The sequence below is a fragment of the Microbulbifer weihaiensis genome (assembly GCF_048323715.1).
Classification (GTDB): domain Bacteria; phylum Pseudomonadota; class Gammaproteobacteria; order Pseudomonadales; family Cellvibrionaceae; genus Microbulbifer.
Genome location: NZ_JBLWFL010000005.1, coordinates 243,755 through 270,254, shown reverse-complemented (window position 1 = coordinate 270,254; position 26,500 = coordinate 243,755). Strand labels below are relative to the sequence as shown.

The following is a 26,500-nucleotide window of genomic DNA, read 5'->3' as shown; positions in this document are numbered from 1 at the left end:
GGGTTAAACGGTAGCGGTTGAATCGTCAATGCGCCGCTGCACTCTCGTCCTGCATCAGCGGGTGACGGCTCTCTTCTACCGTGGTGATGGGCACCGGGGCGCCATTGTCTATCTTGGCCCAGGTTTGCTCACGTACGACGCGACCATCTGCAGTAAGGCTTAGTGCGCCTGTGAGGCCATATACCTGCTGATTTGGGAACTGTCGCAACATGGGCAGGCGTGGGTAGAGGCGGAACGCGTCTGCACCCAGGGCATAGAGCCGGGCAAATGCCGGCGCGGGTGAAACCTGTTTGACGATATTCTGCTTGGTTTGGTTGTCATCTTCGAACAGCCAGGGCAGTGCGGTAAATCGCACGCCGTTGATGTCCCGGTCGCGCTGGCGATCCACATTGCCCGCAAAAACCTGGGATGTGGAAAACACGGGGAGCTCGCCGGCATAGAAGAACGACAGCATCGGCTTTATCTGGCGGGCTTGCTGGGGTTGTGCCAGCAGGAACAGCATGTCCACATCGCCGCGCCGGCGGGGCGTGAACTTGAGCCCGGTTGCGAGTTTACTGCGCAGTTCGCGCTCGCGGTTTTTGCTCTCGGGTATGAGCAGCGCATCGCTTACCAGTTGCGAGAAATTGGTGCTTTCACGGTAATTCTGGCTCAGGCTGATACTGCCGCCGAGACGGTTCCACTCTTCGGTAAATGCCTCTACCCCGCGCTGTCCCCAGTTGGATTCCGGGGCCAGAATCATCGCCTGGCGGTGGCCAAGCCGGTAGGCCTGCTGGGCGACCTGACGGGCTTCGTCCTCGATCGCGAGGCCGAATTGAACCAGATCGTCAGTCAGGCGACCGCTGTCGCCGTAATTCAGTGCCAGGGTCGGTACTGGAAGCTTCTCTGTAGCGAGCAGATTGGCCACTTTGTCCTTATCCAGAGGGCCAACGATTGACTGGGCGCCGTTGTTGACCGCCATCTGGTAAGTTTCCTCAAACGGGCGTGCGGTACCGGTATCGTAGATCTGAACTTCCGGGGTGGGGGCACCTGCATCCAGCGCGCTGTAGTAGGCCGCCATGAACCCGTCCCGAATGGCGCGACCGGCAGAGCCCAGGGGGCCGGAAAGTGGCAGGAGCAGTGCCACATTCTGCGCCCGCTGTGTGGCAAGCTGCTCGAGCAGCTGCAGCGCCTGGGGCGGATGGCTGACGGCTGTGTGGTTGGGCCAGCGTTGCCGCCAGCGGCTCAGGGCGGCCAATTGTGTACTGATGTCGGCCTGCGTATCCCGGCCCAGTAAGGCAAGTTGGTACCATGCGCGCATATCTGCGCTCAGGGCTTCATCGCCGCGCTGGCGCAGCTCACTGGATGGAAGTTGTGTCAGCAGCTGCCACAGGCCATTGTTGTTGGCGTTGATGCTGTCGTCGTCGCGGGCGATAGCGGCAATGCGCTGGCGCTCATTGATGCCGCTGTCGATATTGCCCATCAGGCTCCACAGGTCGGCACGGAGATTGCGCAGCGGCAGCGCTGTATCTGCGGGGATCTGGTACCAGGATTGCTCCAGGCGCGGCGCACTGACCAGATCCTGGGCCTGGAAGAAATCGTCTTCCTGCATCAGTAGCTCGCCGTACACCCGGGCGTAGCGTGCATACTCAGTATCAGTCAGGTTCTGCGCATCAATTTGGCTGGCGGCTTGAGAGGCCGTCGCGTTATCGCCCAGAGTGTATAGAATGGCGGCCGCTTGCAGCTGGACTTTATCGCGCTCGGGGGCCGCTAGCTCGCGAGCGCGGTTAAGCAGGGCGATCGCGCTTTGCCGGTCTGCGACGGCTGCTTTGGTCTGCGCCGGGATCTGGGTACCGGGCTCGGTACGCGGTGTCTGGCAGCCGGCCAGGGCGAGTGCCAGGAGGCTGGCGGCAAAAACAGGGGTGCGCCGTAATAGGGCGGACATATTCTTCTCCCACAAAAACTTATTTTGGAGTGAACTATGGGGCCGGATAAAGCGCTGCTTTATATCGTCGCTACACCCATTGGCAATTTGGCGGATATGGTACCGCGAGCGGTTGAAGTTCTACAATCCGCGGATCTGGTTGCGGCGGAAGACACCCGTCACAGTCAGAGACTTTTTTCCCATTTCAACATAGATACGCCCCTGGCGGCCTACCATGACCACTCAGACGGCCAGAGAACGGAGTGGCTTCTCGGTCAGTTGGAGAGCGGGAAAACCATTGCGTTGATTTCTGACGCGGGAACTCCGCTGATATCCGACCCGGGCTATCGACTGGTGCGCCTGGCGCGCGAGAGGGGCATTCAGGTGGTGCCGATTCCCGGCGCATGTGCCTTTGTCGCGGCGCTGTCCGCGGCCGGCCTGCCCAGTGACCGTTTCACCTTTGAAGGTTTCTTGCCTGCGAAGGCTCAGGCTCGGGAAACAGCTTTGCAAAAGCTCGCCGGAGAAGAGCGAACGATGGTGTTCTACGAGGCTCCACACCGAGTTGCCGACACTCTTTCCGCGATGGCCGGGGTGTTCGGGGGGGAGCGCGAGGCGGTTATTGCCCGCGAAATCAGTAAGGCATTTGAGACGATCCACCTGGCGCCGCTCGCAGAGTTGTCTGTATGGGTGCGAGATGACCCCAACCAGCAGCGAGGCGAAATCGTGCTGCTGGTTCGCGGTGCCGAGCCGCAAAAGCTCTCTGAGTTGGATCCCGAGTCGTGCCGGGTCATGCAAATACTGCTTGGCGAATTGCCGCCCAAACGCGCTGCTGCGGTGGCTGCCGAGATCACCGGGGTGAATAAAAAGGCGCTGTATAACTGGTCTCTCGAGCTGAAGTAGCACGTTCCGCAGTGCCGTGGTGCTTGCAATCCCGGGGGCCCGTCATTACTCTTCGCGCCGAGTCAGCCAGACAATCGCTGTCGCATAGCCTTCGGGTCGTGTGGTGGAGGAAAGTCCGGGCTCCATAGGGTGGAACGCCAGGTAACGCCTGGGGGGCGCGAGCCTACGGAAAGTGCAGCAGAGAGTAGACCGCCGATGGCTTCCTCGGAAGTACAGGTAAGGGTGAAAGGGTGCGGTAAGAGCGCACCGCGCGACTGGTAACAGTTCGTGGCACGGTAAACCCCGTTCGGAGCAAGACCAAATAGGCCCTCTATAGGTGTGACCCGCACTGAGGGCGGGTAGGTCGCTTGAGGTGTGTGGTGACACACATCCCAGATGAATGATTGTCCTCGACAGAACCCGGCTTATCGGCTGACTCAACTTCGATCGCGGCGCTGGCGCCGCAGATCGGAGCCTTCCCTGGCAGTACTTCCCTGTACGCTTCCTATCTAGTCCAAAACCTTTTCAAGTCCGGTGCGCGCTGTTATTTCTGCAACAGCAGGCCGCATTCCCGGTGCTCCTCGCCTTTGGTCGGGTCAAAGTAAATGTCATTGTCCGGGAGGTCCTGCTCGTACACATACTCCTCCACGTCGAGTTCCTTCAGGTGGAACATCGGGGCAACGCGAATGGTTCCGTGATTGCCTTTGGTGAAGATGTCCAGGCCCTGGCGATGGGCGTTTTGGTCATGGCGGATGCCGTTGAGCCAGACGTCCGGCTTGAGCTCCTGCATTGCGCGATTGAATGGCTCGAGTTTGACCGTGCGTGAGAAAAAGTCGTGCTCGGGGGTGTCGAGGGGGGGGATCCCGCCATACACCGCATTGAAATGGGCCGCGGACATCTTGGGCGAATATGTGTGCAGATTCAGGTTCAGCAGTTTGATCACCCGCTCAATATGCCGGTAGGTTTCCGGGGTGTTGTAGCCGTGATCGACCCAGATGACCGGGATGTCCGGTTTGGTCTTTGTTATCAGGTGCAAAAAAGCGATGGCCAGCGGGCGAAAGTTGGTGAACACCACCGGGTTTATCGCATGCTCCACCGTAAATTGCATAATCTCGCTGGGCTTGCTGCTCTTGAAGCGTTCATTCAGAGTCGCCAGGTCTGCGCCGTGGTGGAACGTGCGCTCCTGGTCTGCTGCTTGTTTGCTGAGTCCCGCTGTAAGGCCCATGGGTGGTTTCCCGCTCGATTAATCAGTGGTGCAAAGCTACCGTGAGACTCTCCTGGTTAAAAATAATAAAAGCTGATTTTTATATTCTCTAAAGTTCTAAGAAGTCTCTTCTGTCTAACCCTTCCCCGTACGATCTCCAGGTTTGCAGGCTTGCCGCAGCTTAGCGGCAAATTGCTCCGGTGAGTGCCCGCTTACGTTGCTATGTTTGTTTTGCCGTCAAAGCGCTTCACTGCAAAGTTAAAGTAACTTGTCAGCTTGCCAAAGTAAGTACTTGCTTTGTTGTGCATTTATTCATCTGCACTTCTGTCGAAAATGTGATCACTCCGCCTGCAGCCCGCGAAATTACTGGGCTTTTTGGTGCGGGACAACTCCTATTTCCTTGACTTTAAGCCGCTCAGATTTATAGTGTGCAAGGTGGAGAAAAGTGGAAAATTGTGGGTCTTAGTGGGGCAAGTGTGGATGTGAGTGGATATTTACCCCTCATCAGCGCTTGGCAGACCAAACTTTGATCGAATTGGGCTCGATGTGTGTGAGTGCAAATTCAATAAACGCAAACGAAGAGAGCCGTGTATCTAGGCAGCCATGCAATCAATATGGACGCGAAAGGGCGTCTGGCCATTCCGGCTCGGGTGAGGGACTCGTTGCTGGAAGATTGCGGTGGGCGGCTGGTAGTAACCGCACATACGGAAGAGCGCTGCTTACTCGTCTATCCTGAAGCTCAGTGGCGCGAAATTCTCCCAAAGATCGAAGCGCTGTCCAGTTTTAACAAAGTGGCTCGCCGGGCTCAGCGGCTGTTGATCGGCTATGCCTGTGAGCTGCAGGTGGATACCAATGGGCGGGTGCTGATCCCGCCAACCTTGCGGGAATACGCCGGGCTAGAGAAAAAGCTGATGCTTGTAGGGCAGGGCAAGAAGCTTGAGCTCTGGAGTGAGGATCGCTGGATGAGCTGGCTGGATGAAAGCGAAGGTGACGGAGAGATGCCAGAAGAGATGGCTTCTCTATCTTTGTAACCGTTTGAATGAAGGAGATCAGGGTGTCTCAAGAGCTGCATCGCAGTGTGTTGTTACGCGAAGCCGTGGATGCCCTGGTGGTGGATCCGGGTGGTTTTTATATCGATGGCACTTTCGGGCGCGGAGGGCATAGCGCCCTGATACTCGAGAGTCTGGATGAGGGTGGCCGCTTGCTGGCGGTGGACAAGGATCCTCAGGCCATTGCATACGCCAATGAGCGGTTTGCGGGAGAGAATCGTTTCCAGATCTGGCATGGATCCTTCGCAGACATGGATCAGGCGGCCGCGGCCAAGGCCGGGCAAGTCAGCGGGATTTTACTTGATCTCGGTGTTTCTTCGCCGCAGCTCGACCAGCCTGAGCGTGGCTTCAGTTTTATTCAGGATGGGCCGCTGGATATGCGCATGGATACCAGTCGCGGAGTCAGTGCCGCCGACTGGGTAAACAGTGAGTCTGAGGCTGAGCTGGTGCGGGTATTCAAAGAATATGGTGAAGAGCGATTTGCGCGCCGGATGGCTGCAGCGATTGTTCGCCGCCGCGCAGAGCAGCCTTTCGAGCGCACGCTCGATCTGGCGGAAGTTGTAAAAGCGGCAAACCCGGCCTGGGAGAAAGGAAAGCACCCCGCAACCCGGGTTTTTCAGGCCATCCGCATACATATCAACGGTGAGCTGGATGATCTGCAGCAGGCGCTGGAAAAGTCTCTTGCACTGTTGAAGCCTGGAGGGCGCCTGGTGGTGATCAGCTTCCACTCATTGGAAGACCGGATGGTGAAGCGCTTTATACGCGAGCAGGAACGCGGGCCACAGCTACCCCGTGGATTGCCGGTGATGGACAGCCAGATTCATAAAACGCTGCGCTCGATCGGGAAAGCGGCTAAGGCTGGCGGTGCAGAAGTGGGCGACAACGTGCGTTCGCGCAGTGCGGTCATGCGGGTGGCGGAGAAGCTGGGCTGATTCGCAATGGGAACAAATAAATGGATGCTCGGTGGGGTATGGGTGCTTGTGATGGTTTCTGCGCTCACCGTCGTGCACACCACTCAGCGCAGTCGCGCGCTCACTGCGCAGCTGGAGCAGGCCCAGCATTATCGGGACGAGTTGCGTTACGAACAGGAGCGGCTGTTGCTGGAGCGGGGAGCCTGGTCGGCTTACAGCCGAATTGAGCAGGTGGCAAAAGAGCAGTTGAAGATGCGGGCACCGGCTCCATCAGAGCGGATATTGGTCTCCTCGAAGCGGAAGTGACGCCCCGGTTTGTGCGGGTGTAGAGAGAGACGGTGAGGCCCTGGCGCATTTGCGCTCAGGGTGTACAGGCGCCCGGGAGCGGGCGCAAATAAATAATGAAATAGGATCGCGAGTCACATGGGCGCCGTAAAGAAACAGCAACAGCAGCCGGGTATTGCCCGCTGGCGCTTCGCGCTGGTGGCGGCCCTGTTGTGCCTGCTGGCTCTGGCGCTCGTGGTGCACCTCGCGGGTCTGCAGGTTATGCCAGAGCAGGATCGTGGATATCGCTTCCTGCAGGATCAGGGGCGCGCACGCACCATCCGCACCGAGGAGATTGCCGCATACCGCGGTTCCATCGTAGATCGCAATGGCGAGTTGCTCGCGGTGAGTACACCGGTGCAAACCCTGTGGGCCAATCCACAGCTTTTGAAAGAGGCCTCGGCTGACCAGTTGCGCCAGCTGGCTGGCGCTTTGGATACCCGTCCGGCCAACCTTGCCAAACGCCTGGAAAAATACAGCAACAAGGGCTTTATGTACTTGCGTCGTCATATGACGCCGGAGCAGGCCCAGCGCGCCCTCGATCTGGATATCGCAGGCGTCTACAGCAAGAAGGAATATCGCCGTTTTTACCCTGCTGGTGAAGTGACTGCCCAGTTGCTGGGCTTTACTAATATTGACGATCGCGGTCAGGAGGGGCTGGAGCTTGCTTTCGAGCAGTCTCTCGCCGGTGAATCGGGCAAACGCCAGGTCATCAAGGATCTCAAAGGTCGCACCATACAGGATCTGGCGGTAAAGCAAGAGGCGCGTCCAGGGCGCGACCTGCAGCTGACCATTGATATGCGCCTGCAGTACCTGGCCTACCGGGAGCTGAAAAAGGCGGTTGCAGAGAATGGCGCTGCATCCGGCTTTATGGTGATTCTGGATACCCGCAGCGGCGAAGTACTGGCAATGGCGAATCAGCCGTCCTTCAACCCGAACAACCGCGAAGGGGTCAAGGCGGCGGCGATGCGTAATCGCGCCCTGATTGACCAGTTTGAGCCGGGCTCCACGATCAAGCCCCTGACCGCCCTGGCTGCGCTGGAATCCGGGCGCTACCAGCCGCACACGCCGATTAACACGAGCCCGGGCTATATCAGGTTGCCGGGCAAGACCCTGGTGGATCCGGTGAATTATGGGCAGTTGGATTTGACCAGCGTCATTACCAAGTCCAGCCAGGTGGGGATCACCAAAGTGGCGATGGACCTGAAGCCGGAAACTTTGCGTGAACTTTTTTACCGCCTTGGGCTCGGAGAGGCGGTTGGCAGCGGATTCCCCGGGGAGGCTGCGGGCATCCTGCCGACAAGGGATCGCTGGCATCCCATTGAACTGGCCAACTTTGCATTTGGCTACGGGCTAACGGTGAATTCAGTTCAGCTTGCTCAGGCCTACAGTGTGGTGGCAAACGCCGGGCAGAAACGCCCGGTTTCGCTGGTTTTGGAGAAAGGGAAAAACCGTCGCCAGGCGGGGGCAGAGCAAGTAGTTGATCCCGCCTTGGCAAAGCAGGTGACGGCGATGCTGGAGACCGTGATTGGTCCCAAGGGCACCGGTAAGCAGGCTGCTGTCGAGGGCTACCGTGTGGCGGGTAAGACCGGCACCGTGCACAAGGTGGGCAGCGGTGGCTATGCGGAAAACCGTTACCGCTCGGTTTTTGCCGGGTTTGTTCCGGCGCAAGACGCGCGCCTGGCCGCGGTGGTGGTGATCGATGACCCGAGCCACTCCAAGTATTACGGTGGCGAAGTGGCGGCGCCGGTGTTTGGAAAAGTGATGTCCGGTGCAATGCGTCTGTTACAGGTGCCACCGGAGGAAGTCGCGCCTGCTGAGCAGCAGCTGGCGACGCAGTTGGACGAGAGAGGTACCACGTCGTGACTTCGCAAAAATATTCAGATTCCCAGAAACGCTCCGTTTCCCTTGCTGAGCTGGTTCCCGGCTATGCGGGTGTGCCCGATGTCGCCGTTTCCGGTGTCGCGCTGGACAGTCGTCGCGTGAATGCCGGCGACGTATTCATGGCCGTGCGTGGTACCCAGGTTGACGGGCGAGAGTTTATTGACGCAGCCATTCAGCGCGGCGCGGCCGTCGTGCTGGCTGAGGGTGACTCCGTAGGTTGTGAATCGCGCAATGGCGTGCAGGTGGTGACTGTGCCGGGGCTGGCAGCCCGGGTAGGGGAGATTTCCGCGCGTTTCTATAACAAGCCGACCGAGTCTATGTACCTGGTGGGTGTGACTGGAACCAACGGGAAATCCACATGTGCATATCTCGCTTCTCAGCTGCTGGCGAACCACTTTGGCAGCGCTGCAGTGATGGGAACGATTGGTAACGGCGTGTGGCACAACGGTACTGTGGATCTTGAGGAAACCGGTCTTACTACGCCAGACCCGGTGCGCTTGCAGGCCGACTACGCAGCGTTTTACGAGGCCGGAGCCCGCGCGGCGGCAATGGAGGTTTCCTCCCACTCCCTGTCCCAGGGACGTGTGCACGGACTGGTATTCGATACCGCGATTTTTACCAATCTGTCTCGCGATCACCTGGACTACCACGGCAATATGGTTGCCTACGGCGCGGCCAAAGAAAAATTGTTTGGCCTGCCCAAACTGAAGCGCGGCGTGATCAATATTGACGATCCGTTTGGCGCCCAGCTGGTTGAGCGCTGCAAGTTGCGCGGGTTAAAGGTCATCACCTATGGACTGCAAAATGGCGACCTGCAGATTCGGGATCTGAAACGGCTTGAAGATGGCTTCTCCCTGCACCTGATCACCCCCTGGGGTGAGGGCGAGCTCAAGGCGCCATTAATAGGTGACTTCAATATTCACAATACGCTGGCCGTGGTGGCCGCAGTCGCGGCCGCAGGTATGCCGCTGCAGGACATTCTGGCTGCTTTTCCGCATATCAAGCCCGTGCCTGGTCGGATGGAGCGTGTGGCTGCGCATGGCAGCGAAGACGTGAGTGTTCTTGTGGACTACGCCCACACGCCAGATGCATTGCGTGCAGCGCTCGAGGCAGCGCGTCCCTATTGTCGCGGCAAGCTCTGGTGCGTGTTCGGTTGCGGTGGTGATCGCGACACCGGCAAGCGGGCCCCGATGGGGCGTATTGCTGTTGACCTGGCTGATCGCGTAGTGGTGACCAGTGACAATCCGCGCAGTGAAAACCCGCAGGCAATCGTCGAGGACATTCTGCAGGGTACCGACGCAAGCGGGGATGAAGAGAAACTCATTGTTGAAGTTGACCGGGCCAAGGCCATTCGCTTCGCCATCGCACAGGCGGCACCCGGCGATACCGTGCTGATTGCTGGCAAGGGGCACGAGGACTACCAGTTGATTGGAGGCCAAAAGCTGCATTTCTGTGACCGTGAGCACGCAGAGACGGCGTTGCAGGCGCGGCTGGCGCAAGATCTTGAGGGGGCCAACAAGTGATCAGTCCTCTTTCCCTCGCGCAATTGCAGCAACGCTTTGGTGGCGAACTGATTAACGGGTCGGTGACATTTGACCGTGTTTGTACGGATACGCGCAAGCTGGATCCGGCAGCACTGTTTGTTGCATTGCGTGGTGAAAATTTCGATGCGCATGAGTTTCTGCCAGAAATTGATGGTAATGCACTCGGTCTGGTCACTGAAAAGGCGATCGAGGGGACTTCGTTACCGCAGTGGGTGGTGACTGATACCACTGTTGCCATGGGGCAGATTGGTCGCTTGTGCAGAGAGCAGTTTGACGGACCTGTCATTGGCATTACGGGTTCCTGTGGAAAAACCACCGTCAAGGAAATGCTCTCGGCTATTTTCGGTCAGCGCCATCAAGTGTGCGTTACGCAGGGGAACCTGAATAATCATTTCGGTGTTCCGATGACCCTGCTTTCTTTGGCCCCAGACGACGAGGTTTTAATCGTGGAAATGGGGGCCAGTGGGCCCAATGAAATTGGTTACCTGTGCGGAATTGCCAAGCCTGAAATCGCGGCGGTTAACAATGTTATGCCCGCACATGTCGAAGGCTTTGGCTCGATTGACGGCATCGCCACCGCCAAGGGGCAGATCTACACGACGCTTGCGCCTGGCAGTACTGCAGTCATTAATGCCGACGATAACTACGCAGATTACTGGCGCGGTGAGTTGCCGGAGGGCGTACAAAAAATCGAGGTCGGATTGGGCAATCAGCGCAACGTCCATGCGGAAAATATCCATATGGCTGATGACGGCTGTGCTGGATTCGATCTCGTCATTGAAAGTGTGTCACATCCGGTGCAGCTGAAACTGCTGGGTGAACACAATGTACACAATGCCCTTGTGGCTGCAGGCTGTGCCTATGCAGCGGGTATTCCGGTGAACGAAATCGCAGCGGGCCTGTCTTCCTCCCTCGGGGTCGGGGGGCGCTTGCAGACCCTTGCCGGTATAGCTGGTGCGGCCGTGATTGACGACAGTTACAACGCGAATCCCGGCTCGGTAGGAGCGGCAATTGCGCTGCTGGCTCAGCGCAAAGGCAAGAAAATTCTCGTGCTAGGCGATATGGCGGAGCTGGGCCCGGAGGCGGATCAGGCACACCGGGATATGGGGCAGCTGGCGCGGGAGCGCGGTATCGATCAGCTGTTTACGCTCGGTACCCTGAGTGTTGCCGCAGGCGTGAGTTTTGCGGCTGGCCGCGAACATGTACATAAACATTTTTCGGATCGCGATGCACTCGTCAAAGCGCTAGTTCCGGAACTGGATGGGAACACCACTGTGCTGGTGAAGGGTTCCCGCAGTGCGCGCATGGAGTTGGTTGCGCAGGCACTGACTAATGGGAATCAATGAAAGGGCTGAATGATGTTGCTTTGGCTGGCTGAATTTTTACAACAGTACATAAAAGGCTTTGCGGTCTTTGATTACCTGACCGTGCGTGCCATTTTGAGTGCGCTGACCGCCCTTGGCATTTCACTGCTGGTCGGCCCGCGGATGATTACATGGCTGAACCGGCTACAGGTTGGTCAGGCGGTTCGTGACGACGGCCCGCAATCACACTTGAGCAAGTCCGGCACCCCGACCATGGGCGGCACGCTGATTCTGGCTGCAATTTTTTCGGCGGCACTGCTCTGGTCCGACCTGAGCAACCGCTACGTCTGGGTAACCTTGCTGGTGACCTTTGTGTTCGGCGCTGTTGGTTTTGTGGATGACTACAAGAAAGTTGTTGAAAAAAGTTCTCGAGGTCTGATCGCACGCTGGAAATACTTTTGGCAGTCGGTCGCAGGGTTGGGGGCTGCGATTTACCTCTTTATGAGCGCGACATCACCTGCGGAAACCCAACTTTTCGTGCCTTTTTTCAAGGACATCGCGATCAACCTGGGGCCGATATCGTTCATTCTGTTGACCTATTTCGTAGTGGTCGGCACCAGTAATGCGGTCAATTTGACGGATGGGCTCGACGGACTTGCGATCATGCCGTCTGTCATGGTGGGCGGCGCGCTTGGTGTTATTGCCTATCTGGTGGGGCATGTGGAATTTGCCAACTACCTGCACATCCCGTCTATTTCCGGGGCCGGTGAGCTGGCAGTGTTCTGTGCCGCCCTGGGAGGTGCGGGGCTAGGTTTCCTGTGGTTCAACACTTATCCCGCACAGGTATTTATGGGGGATGTCGGCGCACTGGCACTGGGTGCCGCATTGGGGATCATTGCGGTAATCACCCGCCATGAAATCGTGTTGTTCATCATGGGCGGTGTGTTTGTGATGGAAACCGTTTCAGTCATTTTGCAGGTCGCGTCATTCAAGCTGACGGGCAAGCGAATTTTTCGGATGGCGCCATTGCACCATCATTTTGAGTTGAAGGGCTGGCCGGAACCGCGGGTTATTGTGCGTTTCTGGATTATCACCGTGGTTCTGGTGCTGGCGGGGCTGGCGACCCTGAAAATTCGCTGATTTAAATAAAGATAACGGGCTGACAGCGAGACTATGAATCTCATCGCAACTTCAGAGAGAAAAGTGGTGATCGGACTGGGCGCTACCGGGCAATCGGTGGTGCGCTTTCTGTTGCGCCAGGGGTGCTCTCCGGTTGTGGTTGATAGTCGCGAGCAGCCACCGGGACTTGAGGCTTTTAAGCGCGAATTCCCTGGCGTGCCGGTTCATTGTGGTCCGTTTGACCGGGAGCTCCTGCTGGGTGCGAGCGAACTGATCGTAAGCCCGGGAATTGCCCTGGCTCAGCCCGATATTGCGGAAGCGGTTCGCGCGGGGGTTCCCGCAGTCGGCGATATCGAACTCTTCGCGCGGGAGCTGCGCAAGCTTGAGAGCAAGCCCAGACTTGTTGCGATTACCGGTTCCAATGGCAAGAGCACAGTGACCACTCTGGTTGGCCTCATGGCCGAAGCGGCGGGCGTGGCTGTGAAAGTGGGTGGCAATATCGGGGTGCCGGTACTGGATTTGCTCGCGCAACCGCTGCCGGAGTTGTTCGTGTTGGAACTGTCCAGTTTTCAGCTGGAGACGACGTCCAGTCTTGAGCCGGATGCGGCCACGATTCTGAACCTTAGCGCAGATCACATGGATCGCTATCCGACACTTGCGGCCTACCATCAGGCAAAGCAGCGCATTTACCGCAATGCGAAGCAGCTGGTCGTCAACCGGGCGGATCCCCTCACCCGTGCGCCTCTTGCCAAAGAGCACATGGAGTGGAGCTTCGGACTGGATCGGCCGGATCTGCGACAGTTTGGGGTGGTTGAGGAAGACGGCGAGTATTGGCTGGCGCAGGGCGCAGACAAGCTGCTGGCCGCCAGTGAAATGGCGATGGTGGGTAGCCACAATATCGCCAATGCTCTGGCAGCACTGGCACTCGGCAATGCAGTTGGGCTGCCGATGGAAGCGATGCTGGTGGCTTTGCGTTCATTTGCCGGGCTGTCCCACCGCTGTGAGCGGGTAGCGGATATTCGCGATGTGACGTTTGTGAATGATTCCAAAGGCACCAATGTGGGTGCGACCAGGGCGGCACTGGATGGCCTTGCGACGGATACTCGCAAAATCGTTCTGATCGCCGGCGGCGACGGCAAGGGCGCAGACTTTTCCTCCCTCTCGGAGGCGGCCTCGGCCCTGCGCGGCCTGGTAACCATCGGCGTGGATGGTGACAAAATTGCCAGAGTATTTGCCGGTCTGGTTGCCCAGCGGGCGGCCAAGTCAATGGATGAGGCAGTACAAGCTGGTCTCGAGATGGCGAGCCCCGGGGATTACGTACTGCTTTCGCCGGCCTGCGCCAGTTTTGACATGTACAAAAATTTCGAGGCTCGCGGTGCGGATTTCCGCCGCGCAGTCCATGCGCTGGGTAACGACATTTCCGCGACCGGAGGTGAAGTGTGAGCCGCGTCGATAAGAAGTCGTATAAGGCCGTTTCCCATCTCAACGACGGTGATGCATTCGAATGGGTTTTGCCATTCTGTGTGCTGGCACTCGCGAGTATCGGCGTGATTATGGTCGCATCCGCGTCAATTGCTTTTGCCGCGGATGTCTACAGCGATCCCTGGTATTTCCTGAAACGCCACCTGGTGTTTCTGGCTGCTGGTGCAATTGGTGCCCTCGTGGTGAGCCGGATCTCCCTCGAGACCTGGTCAAACCTGTCGTGGACACTGCTGATTTTCGCTGTCGGACTTTTGGTTCTGGTTTTGATTCCCGGGGTCGGCCGCAGTGTGAATGGCAGTATGCGCTGGATCGCTTTGGGGCCGATAACGGTGCAGCCGGCGGAAGTGGCGAAATTCTGCTGCCTGATTTTTTTCGCCAGCTTCCTCACCCGGCGCCATGAAAAGCTGAGGCACTGGAGCAGTTTTATGGTGCCGATTTCGGTGCTTGGCTTTGTGGCCATCTTATTGCTGCTGGAACCTGATTTCGGGTCAGTGGTGGTGATCTCCGGCACTGCATTGGCGATGGTTTTTCTGGCGGGAGCGCGCTTGCCGCATACCTTCCTGCTGGTCGGGTTGGCCGCATGCGGACTGGCCCTGATGGCCTTGATCAGCCCCTACCGGTTGCAGCGCCTGACTACTTTTCTCGATCCGTGGGGAGAGCAGTTTAGCGGCGGATATCAGCTCACCCAGTCGCTGATTGCTTTTGGTCGCGGGGAGTGGTTTGGCGTTGGCCTCGGCAACAGCGTACAGAAGCTGTTTTATTTGCCGGAGGCACATACGGATTTTGTGTTCGCCATCCTGGCTGAAGAGTGGGGGATGCTCGGCGGACTGACCGTGATCGGGCTTTATGCCCTGTTTACCTGGTCGCTGCTGCGGCTGGTGAAAAAGGCTTTGGCTCAACAAGCTTTTTTTGCTGCACTTCTGACCTTTGGTATCGCCGTGCTGATTGCCGGCCAGGCTTTCGTCAATATGGGCGTAGCGTCAGGGTTGTTGCCTACCAAGGGACTGACTTTGCCATTTGTGAGCTCTGGTGGCAGCAGCCTGGTCGTGTGCTGTGCATTGTTCGCGGTTGCATGGCGCGTACAAAAAGAATTAAACGAGGTGCCCGGCGAACAGAAGGCAGGTGGAACAATCAGCAAGTTGCCGATATTCAACCCGCTGCAGTTGGGTGACCGCAAGACAGGGGAGGCTGCGTAATGGTTGATCAGGTTGCGCCGGCCAACGCTTTCAGCGGCAAAAAGTTCCTGGTGATGGCCGGGGGAACTGGTGGTCACGTATTCCCGGCACTGGCTGTGGCAAAAGCGCTACAGGCCCAGGGGGCAGAAATTGAATGGCTGGGTACACAAAGGGGAATCGAATCCCAGTTGATCCCGGCCGCTGAGATTCCCCTGCACGTTATCAGTGTCGAGGGCGTGCGCGGGCGCGGGCGCGGCGCCTTACTGAAAGCGCCGTGGCAGATCAGCAAAGCGATCATGCAGGCACGCGGTGTGATCAAGGCGGTGGCTCCAGACGCAGTTCTGGGGTTCGGTGGCTTTGCCACTGGTCCTGGCGGCGTGGCTGCTAGGATCAGCGGAATACCGCTGATCATTCATGAACAGAATGCAGTGGCGGGGACGACCAACCGGTTGCTCGCACGTATCGCGTCACGCGTACTGGAGGCCTTTCCCAGTGGTTTGCCGGCCGCGACCCAGGTGGGTAACCCGGTGCGCAGCGAAATTGCCGCTCTGCCGGAGCCCGCACTGAGGGTGGCCAGGCAGCAACCGCTGCGCCTGCTTGTGTTGGGTGGCAGCCTGGGTGCGGTGGCCATCAACGAGCTGGTGCCCCAGGCACTGGCGAAGCTGGATAAGAACGCACGCCCGAGCGTTGTTCACCAGGCCGGGCAAAGGCATCTCGATGTGGCCAGGGAAGCCTACGAGCGAGTGCAGGTCGATGCAGAGGTTGTGCCCTTTATCGCTGATATGGCCGCGGCCTACGCAAACGCGGATCTGGTGATCTGTCGCTCCGGGGCTTTGACAGTATCGGAAATAGCAGCCGCCGGTGTCGGTGCGATCATGGTTCCATTTCCATTCGCAATCGATGACCACCAGACCAAAAATGGCGAGTGGCTGGCAAAGGCCGGCGCGGCGATGGTGATTCAGCAGGATGATCTTGATGCTGATGAGCTGGCGGGAATTCTCCGGGGGCTGTTCGCCGACCCGGGCAAATTATTGGCCATGGCTGAAGCGGCAAGAAAGGTTGCCCAGCCAGACGCGACAGAGCAGGTCGTTGCTATCTGTCGCGAAGAGATGGGGTGTTGAAATGTCTCTCGATAAATCCAAATACAGTCAGGCCGTGAGTGATGAAGGCAATTACCGGGTGCCGGCGATGCGACGTATCCGCCGGATCCATTTTATCGGCGTAGGTGGCGCCGGCATGAGTGGTATCGCTGAGGTATTGCAGAATCAGGGGTATGACGTTTCCGGTTCTGACCTGCGCGAAAGCAAGGTAACCGAGCGGCTGCGTGGATTGGGTATCAACGTTCAGATAGGACACACCGCTGAAAATGTGCGGGATGTGGATGTTGTGGTCAATTCATCGGCCATTTACGGGGATAACCCTGAGCTGATCGCTGCACGTGAAAACCGTATTCCTATCGTGCGCCGGGCTGAAATGCTGGGTGAACTGATGCGCTATCGATACGGTATCGCGGTCGCTGGTACCCATGGCAAGACAACCACCACGAGCTTGATTGCATCAATTTTCGCTGCGGATAAAAAAGATCCGACATTTGTCATCGGTGGGCTGGTGAACAGCGCTGGAGCGAATGCAGCGCTGGGGGAGAGCCGGTACCTGATTGCCGAGGCGGACGAGAGTGATGCCTCCTTCCTTCACTTACAGCCGATGGTGACGGTTATTACCAATATCGATGCGGATCATATGGAGACATATGGTGGCGACTTCGAAAAAGTGAAGCAGATCTTTATCGATTTTGTTCACAACCTTCCATTCTACGGTTTGGCGGTTGTGTGTGGTGACGATAGCAACGTGCAGGCGGTCATCCCGAAGCTGGCCCGCCCGGTCGCGACCTACGGGTTCGATGAGGAAAATGATTTCCGAATCAGCCAGGTTCGGCAGGAGCCACTGCGCAGTTTCTTCACCGTCGCGCGGCCAGATGGCAGTCAGCTTGACGTGTGTGTCAATGTACCGGGCATTCACAATGTGTTGAATGCAACGGCGGCGATTGCCGTGGCAAGCGAAGAAGGTGTGAGTGACGACGCAATTCGTGAAGGACTGAAAGGCTTCCAGGGCGTGGGTCGCCGTTTCCAGATTTATGGAGATTATCCGGTATCCGGTGACCCCGGAGCGGAAAAGGTGATGCTGGTCGATGACTATGGTCACCACCCGCGGGAAGTTGCCGCGACGATCAAGACCGTGCGTGACGGCTGGCCGGAGCGTCGCCTGGTGATGATTTATCAACCCCACCGCTATACGCGTACGCGGGATTTGTTTGAAGATTTTGTGCAGGTGCTTTCACAAGTCGACAAGTTGGTTCTATTGGATGTATATAGCGCGGGTGAATCGCCAATTCCGGGTGCCGATGGCCGTACCCTGGCACGGAGCATTCGCAACCGCGGGCAGGTCGACCCGATTTTCGTTGAAAAAGTAGAGCAGGTGCCGCCGGTGCTGGCGGATTTGATTGAGCCGGGCGATATCGTCCTGACCCAGGGTGCCGGTAACGTGGGTGGCTTGGCGCAACAGCTGGCAGACTGGCGCCTGGGTGATAACTCAGCTCAGAAAAAATAAGCTGTGGTGCCGGTGTGAGGGAGACGAAGGAAAACAAAGAGCGACGTAGAGCTCGCGGGGGGAAAGACACCGTGCGCGGTGCTCGGGCCTTGCCGCGGCAAGATTCGGAACACTCGATTGGCGGTGTGTTGCGCCCGGCGTTGATGGTTTTCGGTCTCTTCATAGTCGCTGCCGGCCTTGGATACGGAGCACGCTGGTTGTGGCAGAAGGCTCCGGTTGAGGAACTGAGTCGGGTGGATGCGCTGGAAAATGTCCGGGTAAAGGGACCTTTCAGCGCGGTGACTGAGCGTGAAGTAGAAGATATCCTTCTGCCCTTTTTACGGCGGGGGTTCTTTTCGCTGGATATTGAAGGGATACGCAGCGCCTTGATGGCGAATCCCTGGATCGTGAATGCATCGGTGAGTCGCCACTGGCCCAACGGTGTGGAGGTCACGGTTGAGGAAGCGCAGCCTCTGGCGATTTGGGGCGATGATCGACTGTTGATTGCCAGTGGCGAGCTGTTGCCAAGGCCTGAGCAAATGCAGGGGCTGCGGCTCCCGGAACTGGCCGGGGATTCTGAGTTGGTAGGCCGTATCATGGCGCAATACCAGGCGCTTGCAGGTTTGCTGACCACAAAAGATATGGAAGTTCGCCGGCTGTCATTTGACGATCTGGCGGGCTGGCAACTGGAGCTGGTCAGTGGCATCCGGTTGCAGCTGGGGCATGACGAGTTACTGGAACGCGTTGATCGTTTCCTGAGCCTGACCCGCGGTGTATTAGCACCGCACCTGCAAAAAGTGGCGGGGGTAGATACCCGTTATAACAACGCAGTTGCGGTGGAATGGAAAGAATTAAAAGCAGACAACAATTAAGCAGATAAAAAAGGTGAGTGTTGCGCTGACCCAGCATGGTAAATGCGGGACGGAGCAGTCGCTCAGCGAGGTTGAAATCAAATGACACAGTCAACAGATCCCCGCATGATCGTCGGACTTGATATCGGCACTTCAAAGGTGGTGGCGATCGTGGGAGAAGTATCCGGGGATGGTTCACTTACCATTGTGGGTATTGGCTCGCATCGTTCTACCGGTATGAAGCGCGGCGTGGTCGTGAATATCGAGTCTACGGTGCAATCCATTCAGCGCGCGGTGGAAGAGGCGGAGCTGATGGCGGGGTGCGAAATTCACTCCGTGTACGCTGGCATCGCGGGCAGTCATATACGCAGCCTCAACTCCCACGGCATTGTCGCGATCAAGGATCGCGAAGTTACCCAGCAGGATCTGGATCGTGTGATCGACGCGGCGCGAGCCGTAGCGATTCCGGCGGATCAGAAGATTCTGCACACCTTGCCGCAGGAATTCCTGATCGATAGTCAGGAAGGTGTTAAAGAGCCCCTGGGCATGTCAGGTGTGCGCCTTGAGGCCAAGGTTCACCTGGTGAGTGGTGCGGTGAATGCGGCACAGAATATCGAAAAGTGTATTCGCCGCTGTGGCCTGGAAGTGGAAGACATCATTCTGGAGCAGCTGGCATCCAGCTACGCCGTGCTCACGGACGATGAAAAAGAGCTGGGCGTCTGTATGGTGGATATCGGTGGTGGAACCACGGATATCGCTGTGTTTACCGGCGGCTCGATTCGTCACACCGGTGTTATTCCGATTGCGGGTGACCAGGTGACCAATGACATCGCGATGGCGTTGCGGACACCTACGCCCCACGCGGAAGAGCTCAAGATCAAGTATGCCTGTGCACTGGCCAAGCTGGCCCGTGAAGGCGAAACCATCAAGGTGCCCAGCGTAGGCGACCGCGCGCCGCGGGATCTCTCCCGACAGGCACTGGCTGAAGTCGTTGAGCCGAGATATGACGAGCTGTTTACCCTGGTGCAGGCGGAGCTGCGTCGGAGTGGTTTCGAAGATCTTTGCGCGGCGGGCATCGTGCTAACCGGTGGTTCCTCAAAGATGGAAGGCGCGGTGGAGTTGGCAGAGGAAATTTTCCATATGCCGGTTCGACTGGCAGTACCTCAAGGTATTTCCGGGTTGACCGATATCGTGAGTAACCCGATTTATTCAACCGGTGTCGGCTTGCTGATGTACGCAATCAAGTCTGAAGAACGGAAAAGTGGACCGCCCAGGGTACAGCGGGATGAAAACCCTTGGTGGGACAAGGTAAAGCACTGGTTCAGAGGGAACCTCTGAGCCAGGAAGTGTTTCCAGGATCGATAATCAAAAAATTGACATGAGCAAAAAAGGGGAACAGCAATGTTCGAACTCGTAGACAGCGTACAGGATAAGCCTGTAATCAAAGTGATCGGTGTCGGCGGCGGCGGTGGTAACGCTGTTAAGCACATGATCGCCAGCGATGTGGATGGAGTGGATTTCATCTGCGCAAATACAGACGCGCAGGCGCTGAAAGATGTTGAGGCGCACACCATTATCCAGCTGGGTAACACCATTACCCGCGGCCTCGGCGCGGGTGCCAACCCCGACGTCGGGCGCCAGTCTGCACTGGAGGATCGCGACCGTATTGCCGATGTCCTGAGCGGGGCGGATATGGTGTTCATTACCGCCGGAATGGGTGGCGGCACCGGTACCGGCGGCGCGCCGATTGTGGCCGAAATCGCCAAGGATCTGGGTATTCTGACTGTTGCTGTGGTAACCCGCCCGTTCATGATCGAAGGCCGCAAGCGCTCCCTGGTCGCGGAAGAGGGAATCCTCGAGCTGCGCGACAAGGTTGACTCCCTGATCACGATCCCGAATGACCGCCTGCTGGAAGTGCTGGGTAACAAGATCACCATGAAGGCGGCTTACAAAGAGGCCGATAATGTTCTGCTGGGCGCAGTTCAGGGCATCGCCGATCTGATGATCCGCCCGGGGATCATGAACGTGGACTTCGCGGATGTTCGCACGGTCATGTCCGAAATGGGCATGGCAATGATGGGTTCAGGGGCCGCTGTTGGCGAAAACCGTGCCCGCGAAGCCGCGGAAAAAGCGGTCCGCAGTCCGCTGCTCGACAACGTCAACCTCCAGGGCGCCCGCGGTATTCTGGTGAATATCATTACCGGTAGCGAAGAGGCCGGCTGTCAGGAATTGACGCTGGGTGAATACTCTGAGGTAGGCCAGATTGTTCAGGAAATCGCCTCCGACGAAGCCACGGTAGTTATCGGCACGGCGGTAGATGACAAGCTGGGTGATGAAATGCGCGTGACTGTTGTTGCTGCAGGTCTCGGTGAAGCCGGCGCCCAGGTAGCACGCCCTACCAAAGTGGTCGACAACACCCGTCGCGCTGAACCTCGTGAATCCGTTCGCGCTGCTGCACCTGCAGAGACTTCCCGTGATACTCAGGAAGTGCGTGCTCGCGGGGAAAGCGACCGCACCAAGCGTGTGATGGCTGGATTGAATCCGGCAGACCAGGATATGGAGTACCTGGATATTCCTGCTTTCCTGCGCCGGCAGGCTGACTGATCTCGCCCCCGGAGTGGGGCGGAGAATCTGCTCATGTCCATGCCCGGCTATTGCGGCCGGGTCTCTGCCCGCTCCGGGATCGCTTGAAGGTCTCGGCGCCAGGACAGTAACAGCAGGGAAATAGCTGTATATTGATGTGCTTCCGCCAGGGAAGGTCGGTAACGTGGAAGCAAGTGGAATTCGGATGACCGGCCACGCAGGTTGTCCGGCGGCCAACGAGCCGTGAAGGTCGTGGTTTTTGGGGAAAAATTGGGGGAATTCAGGCCGGGCGAGCCAACACGGGGCGACCGGAGGTTATTATTTCACAGGGTTTACATTATTTAACCGCGAATTGGTCGGTAACAGCGTACAATTTGTACCACTGATCTGTGCTGGTCTGGCGCTCGAGTCTTCGCGCTGGGCTATGCTGGTAAGGTGACTGGAGCAGAAGTGTGCCCATGACCGGATGGTTGTGTATGGTTTTGGCGCTCATTTTCTGTTAGTATCGCCGGCTCGCTGCGATTTGGACGCAGCCCACCGAATGGGAACCTGGATATAGATGATCAAACAGCGCACTCTCAAAAACGCTATTCGGGCTACTGGCGTAGGCCTGCACACCGGTAAAAAGGTCGTTTTGACCCTGAAGCCGGCCCCCGTAAACAGTGGCATTGTGTTCCGTCGCGTCGACCTGGATCCGGTGGTTGAGATTGAAGCGCGTGCTGAGAATGTTGGCGATACCCTGTTGTCCACTACGCTGGTCAAAGGTGATGTTCGTATTGCCACCGTCGAGCACCTGCTGTCGGCGATGGCCGGTCTGGGTATCGATAATGCCATCATCGAGCTTTCTGCCCAGGAAGTCCCGATCATGGATGGCAGCGCGGGCCCATTCGTATTCCTGATTCAATCCGCAGGTATCCAGGAGCAGTCTGCACCTAAGAAATTCCTGCGTATCAAGAAGCCGGTTACGGTTGAAGAGGGTGATAAAGTTGCCAGCTTCCTGCCGTTTAATGGTTTCAAAGTCTCTTTCACAATCGATTTTGACCACCCTGTGTTCCAGGGACGCAACCTGAGTTCTTCGGTGGACTTCTCAAGCACCTCTTTTGTCAAAGAAGTGAGTCGTGCGCGTACCTTCGGTTTCATGCACGAAATCGAATACCTGCGTTCCAAAGGTCTGGTTCAGGGCGGTAGCGTAGATAACGCCATCGTGATCGATCAGTACCGCATCCTGAATGAAGGCGGATTGCGTTACGAAGACGAGTTCGTGAAGCACAAGATTCTGGATGCCATCGGTGACCTCTACCTGCTGGGTACCAGTGTTATCGGTGAATTCAAGGCCTTCAAGTCAGGCCACGCGCTGAACAATAAGTCACTGCGTACCCTCATGGCTCAGGAAGATGCCTGGGAAATGGTGACTTTCGAGGATGAGCAGGAGGCGCCCATCTCTTACGTCAAGCCGATTCTGGCGGTGTAAGGGAAAAGGGGTAGCGCTCAACAGTAAAAGCCGGCACGAAAATTGCCGGCTTTTTTACGCACGCAGTATTCAGGGGTTGGAAGCCCTGCCTCCGCCTGGATTGAAGGCGGCGCTGAAACTGTGCGTTTGTAAGGATTTTTCGTCGCCGGTGAATGATACATTGGCGGCACTTCAGCCAGCGGGAAGGCGTGGGACAAAGCAGGAAGCGACAGTCCCTGCACCAGTGCGGTGCTAAAACGATTAAAACAACGAATAGTCGCAAGTCTTGCACGCCTGATATGAAAGTAATTCTGGTTAATGAGCGCAGTGGTGTCTCACGCAGCTTCAATTTTGGCGGGCTGAGCAAAGCATTGCTCGGCCTTTGCCTGTTGGGCTTGCCGGTGGGTGCCTTGTGGCTTGGCGCAAACATGCCGGTCGCCGAATCCGACCTGTTTGACGCCCGTGCGGTTAAGGCCTGGAATAAGGCGCTGCGCAAGCAGCAGGATCAGATCGACGACGCTGATCGCGAGGCCCGCGAGCAGTTGACTGCGCTGACCGTCAAATTGGCAGAGATGCAGGCCCGCCTGACCCGTCTCGACGCACTTGGTGAACGTCTTACCACCATTGCCAAGCTGGATGAGGGTGAGTTCCAGTTTGGTACCATGCCCGCCGTTGGGGGCCCTGAGGATCCGGGGATTTCCGGTGCCAGTGAGCTGCCATACCAGCCGCCAGAGTTCCTGGACGTCATCGGGGATCTGTCTGACCAGATTGAAGACCGCCAGATGCAGCTCTCCACATTGGAGTCCCTGATGGCGCGTCGTCAGCTGCAGGATGAGCAGTTTATCGCGGGGCGCCCGATTACCCGCGGTTGGATGTCCTCCCGCTATGGTTACCGAACTGACCCGTTCAGCGGCCGACGTTCCTGGCACAAAGGTGTCGATTTTGCCGGAAAGAATGGCTCGGATGTTGTGTCGGTTGCCGCCGGTGTAGTGACCTGGGCGGAAAGCCGCTCCGGTTACGGTCAGCTCGTCGAAATCAACCACGGTAACGGCTATACCACCCGTTACGGCCACAACAGCGAGATCAAGGTCAAGCTGGGGGATGTGGTCAAAAAGGGGCAGGTAATCGCCCTCATGGGCTCAAGCGGCCGCTCCACAGGCCCTCATGTGCATTTCGAAGTCTATAAGAACAACCGTCCTGTAGACCCCGCCACCTATATCCGCCGCACTGGCAGATAACAACTATTCTCTATCATTGCGCGACTGGCGTCTTTGGCGCCCGTTGCTTCTGTGGGAGCGCTCAAGTTTCCGCAGGAGTTGCGGCCGTTGGCGCCTTCCTGTTTACTTGCATCCTTCGCAGGGCCCCTGCGGTGACTCTCCGCGGGCATACTCAGCATTAATGTGGTTTCTGAATAATGATTGGCAAACTTATAAAAACGGTCTTCGGTTCAAAAAATGACCGCGAACTCAAGCGCATGCGCAAAGTGGTCGCCAAGATCAACGCGTGGGAAGAGGAATACAAGGCGCTGGATGACGCCGCACTGAAAGCCAAAACTGACGATTTCAAGCAGCGTCTGGCGAATGGCGAGACCCTGGATCAGCTGCTGCCAGAGGCATTTGCCGCTGTGCGTGAAGCCAGTGCCCGTACGCTGGGCATGCGCCATTTTGATGTGCAGATGATCGGTGGTATGACATTGCACGAAGGGCGCATTGCCGAGATGCGTACCGGTGAGGGCAAGACGTTGGTAGCGACCCTGCCGGCCTACCTGAATGCCCTGGAGGGCAAGGGCGTGCACATCGTTACGGTCAACGACTACCTGGCGGCCCGTGACGCCAACTGGATGCGTCCCGTCTACGAATTTCTGGGGCTGAGCGTCGGTGTCGTGATCTCCCAGCAGCACCCGCATGACAAGCAGGCGGCCTATCAGGCCGACATTACCTACGGCACCAACAACGAGTTTGGCTTCGATTACCTGCGCGACAACATGGTGCTGCGCAAGGAAGATCGTGTGCAGCGCCCGCAGAATTTCGCCATCGTCGACGAAGTGGACTCGATCCTGATCGACGAGGCGCGTACGCCCCTGATCATTTCCGGCGCCGCGGAAGACTCCTCGCACCTGTACATGGCCATGAACAAGCTGGTTCCCCAGCTGGAGCGTGCCGAGGAAGGTGGTGAAGGTCATTACACCGTGGACGAGAAGACCCGCCAGGTGGAAATGTCAGAAGAAGGCCACCAGCTGATCGAGGATCTCCTGGTTCGCATGGGGCTGCTGAAAGAAGACGAATCCCTCTATGCGCCGGGTAATCTCGGTCTGTTGCACCACGTCAATGCGGCACTGCGTGCACACGTGCTGTTCAACAAAGATGTGGACTACATCGTGCAGAATGGCCAGGTCGTCCTGATCGACGAGCATACCGGCCGCACCATGCCGGGGCGTCGCCTTTCCGAGGGCCTGCACCAGGCGCTGGAGGCGAAGGAGAATGTGCAGATTCAGAGCGAGAGCCAGACCCTGGCATCGACCACTTTCCAGAACCTGTTCCGCTTCTATCCCAAGCTTTCCGGTATGACCGGTACTGCGGACACTGAGGCCTTTGAGTTCCGTCAGATTTACGGCCTGGATGTAGTGGTGATTCCCACCAACAAGCCCAAACAGCGGGAAGATCTCAACGACCTGGTTTACCTGACCAAGGAAGAAAAGCTCGAAGCGATCATTGAGGACATCAAGTACTGTCGAGACAAGAAAGCGCCGATTCTGGTGGGAACCGCCTCGATCGAGACCTCTGAAGAAATGTCGCGACTGCTGCAGAAGGCGAAGATCGACCACCAGGTACTGAACGCCAAGTTCCACGAAAGAGAAGCGCAAATCATTGCTCAGGCAGGCCGCCCGGGCACGGTAACCATCGCCACCAATATGGCGGGCCGGGGTACCGATATTGTGCTCGGTGGTAACTGGGAAGCTGAATTGGAGGAGTTGCAGGAGCGCGAAGAGCGCGAGGCAACAGCGGAAGAAATCGCGGCCATCAAGGCCGACTGGCAGAAGCGCCACGATACCGTGATTGAGGCCGGCGGCCTGCACATCATTGGTACCGAACGCCACGAGTCCCGCCGTATCGATAACCAGTTGCGTGGCCGTGCCGGCCGCCAGGGCGACCCGGGTGTGACGCGCTTCTACCTGTCGCTGGAAGACAACCTGATGCGTATCTTCGCCTCTGACCGGGTGAAGAACTTTATGCAGATGCTGGGCATGGAGCGCGGTGAGGCGATTGAGCACCGCATGGTGTCCAATGCGATTGAAAAGGCGCAGCGCCGTGTGGAAGGCCGCAACTTTGACATCCGCAAGCAGCTGCTGGAATACGATGACGTGGCCAACGATCAGCGCCAGGTTATTTACGCGCAGCGCAACGAACTCCTGGAAGCGGAAACCATCACTGACACAATCGCCGCGATACGTGACGATGTGGTAAATGAGCTGATTTCCGGTTTTGTTCCACCGCACAGCGTTGAAGAGCAGTGGGATGTTCCGGGCCTTGAAAAGCAGCTCGCCGGCGAGCTGGGCCTGCAGCTGCCGATTCAGCAGTGGCTGGATGAAGACCGCACCCTGCACGAAGAAAGCCTGCGCGCGAAAATCGTCACGGCAGCCCAGGAGGCTTACAGCCAGAAACTGGAGCGTATTGCTCAGTCCACCGGCGATGAAAACCTGATGCCTACGATCGAGCGCCAGGTCATGTTGCAGGTACTGGATCAGCTGTGGAAAGAACACCTGTCGAGCATGGATCACCTGCGTGCGGGTATTGGCTTGCGTGCTTACGCGAACAAGAATCCGAAGCAGGAATTCAAGCGCGAGTCTTTCCACCTGTTCCAGAGCATGCTGGACAATCTCAAACACGAGGTGGTTCGGGTACTGGCCCACGTAGAGCCGATGACCCGTGAGCAGATGGAAGAGATGGAGCAGCGTCGCCTGGAAGCGCAGCGCCGCCAGCAGCTGGAGCTGCAACACGCGCAGGCGTCGGCAATGCCAGAGGCTGAATCTGCCGAGGCGGGGGATCCCCAGGCCGCAATGCGCCGCGGGCCAAAAGTGGGGCGCAATGATCCCTGTCCTTGCGGCTCAGGGAAGAAGTACAAGCAGTGTCACGGCAAACTGACATCGTCTACCGCGCCGTGATCTCGCTGCGGGCCTGGATGCAGGTCGCATAATCATCAAAAAGGCCCACTGTTGTCAGTGGGCCTTTTTGTTTGCGGGGTACGGTTTATATAA

General features: G+C 57.6%; 20 protein-coding genes and 1 other RNA gene. 19 read left to right on the top strand and 2 right to left on the bottom strand.

Annotated elements, in window-relative coordinates:
* Positions 1-25 precede the first annotated feature (25 nt).
* Entirely contained in the window at positions 26-1,921 is a 1,896-nt protein-coding gene (locus tag ACNKU7_RS07440; RefSeq protein ID WP_418296341.1) for a penicillin-binding protein activator, read from the bottom strand.
* Positions 1,922-1,957: 36 nt separating this feature from the next.
* Here ACNKU7_RS07440 and rsmI point away from each other — a divergent pair, with 36 nt between their 5' ends.
* The gene (gene rsmI / locus ACNKU7_RS07435; protein WP_418296340.1) at positions 1,958-2,800 is read left to right on the top strand and encodes a 16S rRNA (cytidine(1402)-2'-O)-methyltransferase; all 843 of its coding nucleotides are present in this window, start codon (positions 1,958-1,960) and stop codon (positions 2,798-2,800) included.
* A gap of 58 nt (positions 2,801-2,858) precedes the next feature.
* Positions 2,859-3,223: RNase P RNA component class A (gene rnpB / locus ACNKU7_RS07430), an RNA gene on the top strand.
* A 100-nt stretch (positions 3,224-3,323) separates the two neighbouring features.
* On the opposite strand, the gene ACNKU7_RS07425 is transcribed toward rnpB, so the two are convergent.
* On the bottom strand, positions 3,324-4,004 hold the full coding sequence (locus ACNKU7_RS07425; protein WP_418296339.1) for a phosphoadenosine phosphosulfate reductase domain-containing protein: 681 nt from the start codon (positions 4,002-4,004) through the stop codon (positions 3,324-3,326).
* Positions 4,005-4,570: 566 nt separating this feature from the next.
* Here ACNKU7_RS07425 and mraZ point away from each other — a divergent pair.
* From mraZ to secA, 17 genes are all read left to right on the top strand, one after another.
* Positions 4,571-5,014 carry a division/cell wall cluster transcriptional repressor MraZ gene (gene mraZ, locus ACNKU7_RS07420; protein ID WP_418296338.1) on the top strand — a complete coding sequence of 148 codons (444 nt, stop codon included), beginning with the start codon at positions 4,571-4,573 and terminating at the stop codon, positions 5,012-5,014.
* Positions 5,015-5,037: 23 nt separating this feature from the next.
* Entirely contained in the window at positions 5,038-5,964 is a 927-nt protein-coding gene (gene rsmH, locus ACNKU7_RS07415) for a 16S rRNA (cytosine(1402)-N(4))-methyltransferase RsmH (protein WP_418296337.1), read from the top strand.
* Positions 5,965-5,970: 6 nt separating this feature from the next.
* Positions 5,971-6,249: a cell division protein FtsL gene (ftsL, locus tag ACNKU7_RS07410; protein ID WP_418296336.1), complete on the top strand. Its 279-nt coding sequence runs from the start codon at positions 5,971-5,973 to the stop codon at positions 6,247-6,249.
* A 117-nt stretch (positions 6,250-6,366) separates the two neighbouring features.
* Positions 6,367-8,133 carry a peptidoglycan D,D-transpeptidase FtsI family protein gene (locus ACNKU7_RS07405; RefSeq protein ID WP_418296335.1) on the top strand — a complete coding sequence of 589 codons (1,767 nt, stop codon included), beginning with the start codon at positions 6,367-6,369 and terminating at the stop codon, positions 8,131-8,133.
* Positions 8,130-9,674, top strand: coding sequence for a UDP-N-acetylmuramoyl-L-alanyl-D-glutamate--2,6-diaminopimelate ligase (locus ACNKU7_RS07400; protein ID WP_418296334.1), 1,545 nt, complete (start codon positions 8,130-8,132; stop codon positions 9,672-9,674). The genes ACNKU7_RS07405 and ACNKU7_RS07400 overlap by 4 nt, the downstream gene beginning before the upstream one ends.
* Positions 9,671-11,041 (top strand): UDP-N-acetylmuramoyl-tripeptide--D-alanyl-D-alanine ligase, encoded by a 1,371-nt coding sequence (locus tag ACNKU7_RS07395; protein ID WP_418296333.1) that lies wholly within the window; start codon positions 9,671-9,673, stop codon positions 11,039-11,041. Before ACNKU7_RS07400 ends, ACNKU7_RS07395 begins: the two co-directional genes overlap by 4 nt.
* A gap of 12 nt (positions 11,042-11,053) precedes the next feature.
* Complete coding sequence (gene mraY / locus ACNKU7_RS07390; RefSeq protein WP_418296481.1) at positions 11,054-12,139, top strand: phospho-N-acetylmuramoyl-pentapeptide-transferase; 1,086 nt, start codon at positions 11,054-11,056, stop codon at positions 12,137-12,139.
* A gap of 33 nt (positions 12,140-12,172) precedes the next feature.
* Positions 12,173-13,561 (top strand): UDP-N-acetylmuramoyl-L-alanine--D-glutamate ligase, encoded by a 1,389-nt coding sequence (murD, locus tag ACNKU7_RS07385; RefSeq protein WP_418296332.1) that lies wholly within the window; start codon positions 12,173-12,175, stop codon positions 13,559-13,561.
* A complete protein-coding gene (ftsW, locus tag ACNKU7_RS07380) occupies positions 13,558-14,796 on the top strand; it encodes a putative lipid II flippase FtsW (RefSeq protein WP_418296331.1) in 1,239 nt (412 codons plus the stop codon). Before murD ends, ftsW begins: the two co-directional genes overlap by 4 nt.
* Positions 14,796-15,896: an undecaprenyldiphospho-muramoylpentapeptide beta-N-acetylglucosaminyltransferase gene (gene murG, locus ACNKU7_RS07375; protein WP_418296330.1), complete on the top strand. Its 1,101-nt coding sequence runs from the start codon at positions 14,796-14,798 to the stop codon at positions 15,894-15,896. Before ftsW ends, murG begins: the two co-directional genes overlap by 1 nt.
* 1 nt (position 15,897) lies before the next feature.
* Positions 15,898-17,382 carry a UDP-N-acetylmuramate--L-alanine ligase gene (gene murC / locus ACNKU7_RS07370; RefSeq protein WP_418296329.1) on the top strand — a complete coding sequence of 495 codons (1,485 nt, stop codon included), beginning with the start codon at positions 15,898-15,900 and terminating at the stop codon, positions 17,380-17,382.
* Positions 17,383-17,471: 89 nt separating this feature from the next.
* Positions 17,472-18,233, top strand: a complete 762-nt coding sequence (locus tag ACNKU7_RS07365) for a cell division protein FtsQ/DivIB (protein ID WP_418296328.1) — start codon at positions 17,472-17,474, stop codon at positions 18,231-18,233.
* Positions 18,234-18,314: 81 nt separating this feature from the next.
* Complete coding sequence (gene ftsA, locus ACNKU7_RS07360) at positions 18,315-19,550, top strand: cell division protein FtsA (protein WP_418296327.1); 1,236 nt, start codon at positions 18,315-18,317, stop codon at positions 19,548-19,550.
* Between the two features lie 63 nt (positions 19,551-19,613).
* Positions 19,614-20,816 (top strand): cell division protein FtsZ, encoded by a 1,203-nt coding sequence (gene ftsZ, locus ACNKU7_RS07355; protein ID WP_418296326.1) that lies wholly within the window; start codon positions 19,614-19,616, stop codon positions 20,814-20,816.
* 538 nt (positions 20,817-21,354) lie between these two features.
* The gene (lpxC, locus tag ACNKU7_RS07350) at positions 21,355-22,266 is read left to right on the top strand and encodes a UDP-3-O-acyl-N-acetylglucosamine deacetylase (protein ID WP_418296325.1); all 912 of its coding nucleotides are present in this window, start codon (positions 21,355-21,357) and stop codon (positions 22,264-22,266) included.
* A 278-nt stretch (positions 22,267-22,544) separates the two neighbouring features.
* Positions 22,545-23,483 carry a M23 family metallopeptidase gene (locus ACNKU7_RS07345; protein WP_418296324.1) on the top strand — a complete coding sequence of 313 codons (939 nt, stop codon included), beginning with the start codon at positions 22,545-22,547 and terminating at the stop codon, positions 23,481-23,483.
* Between the two features lie 176 nt (positions 23,484-23,659).
* Positions 23,660-26,407 carry a preprotein translocase subunit SecA gene (gene secA, locus ACNKU7_RS07340; RefSeq protein WP_418296323.1) on the top strand — a complete coding sequence of 916 codons (2,748 nt, stop codon included), beginning with the start codon at positions 23,660-23,662 and terminating at the stop codon, positions 26,405-26,407.
* The last annotated feature ends 93 nt before the right edge of the window (positions 26,408-26,500 follow it).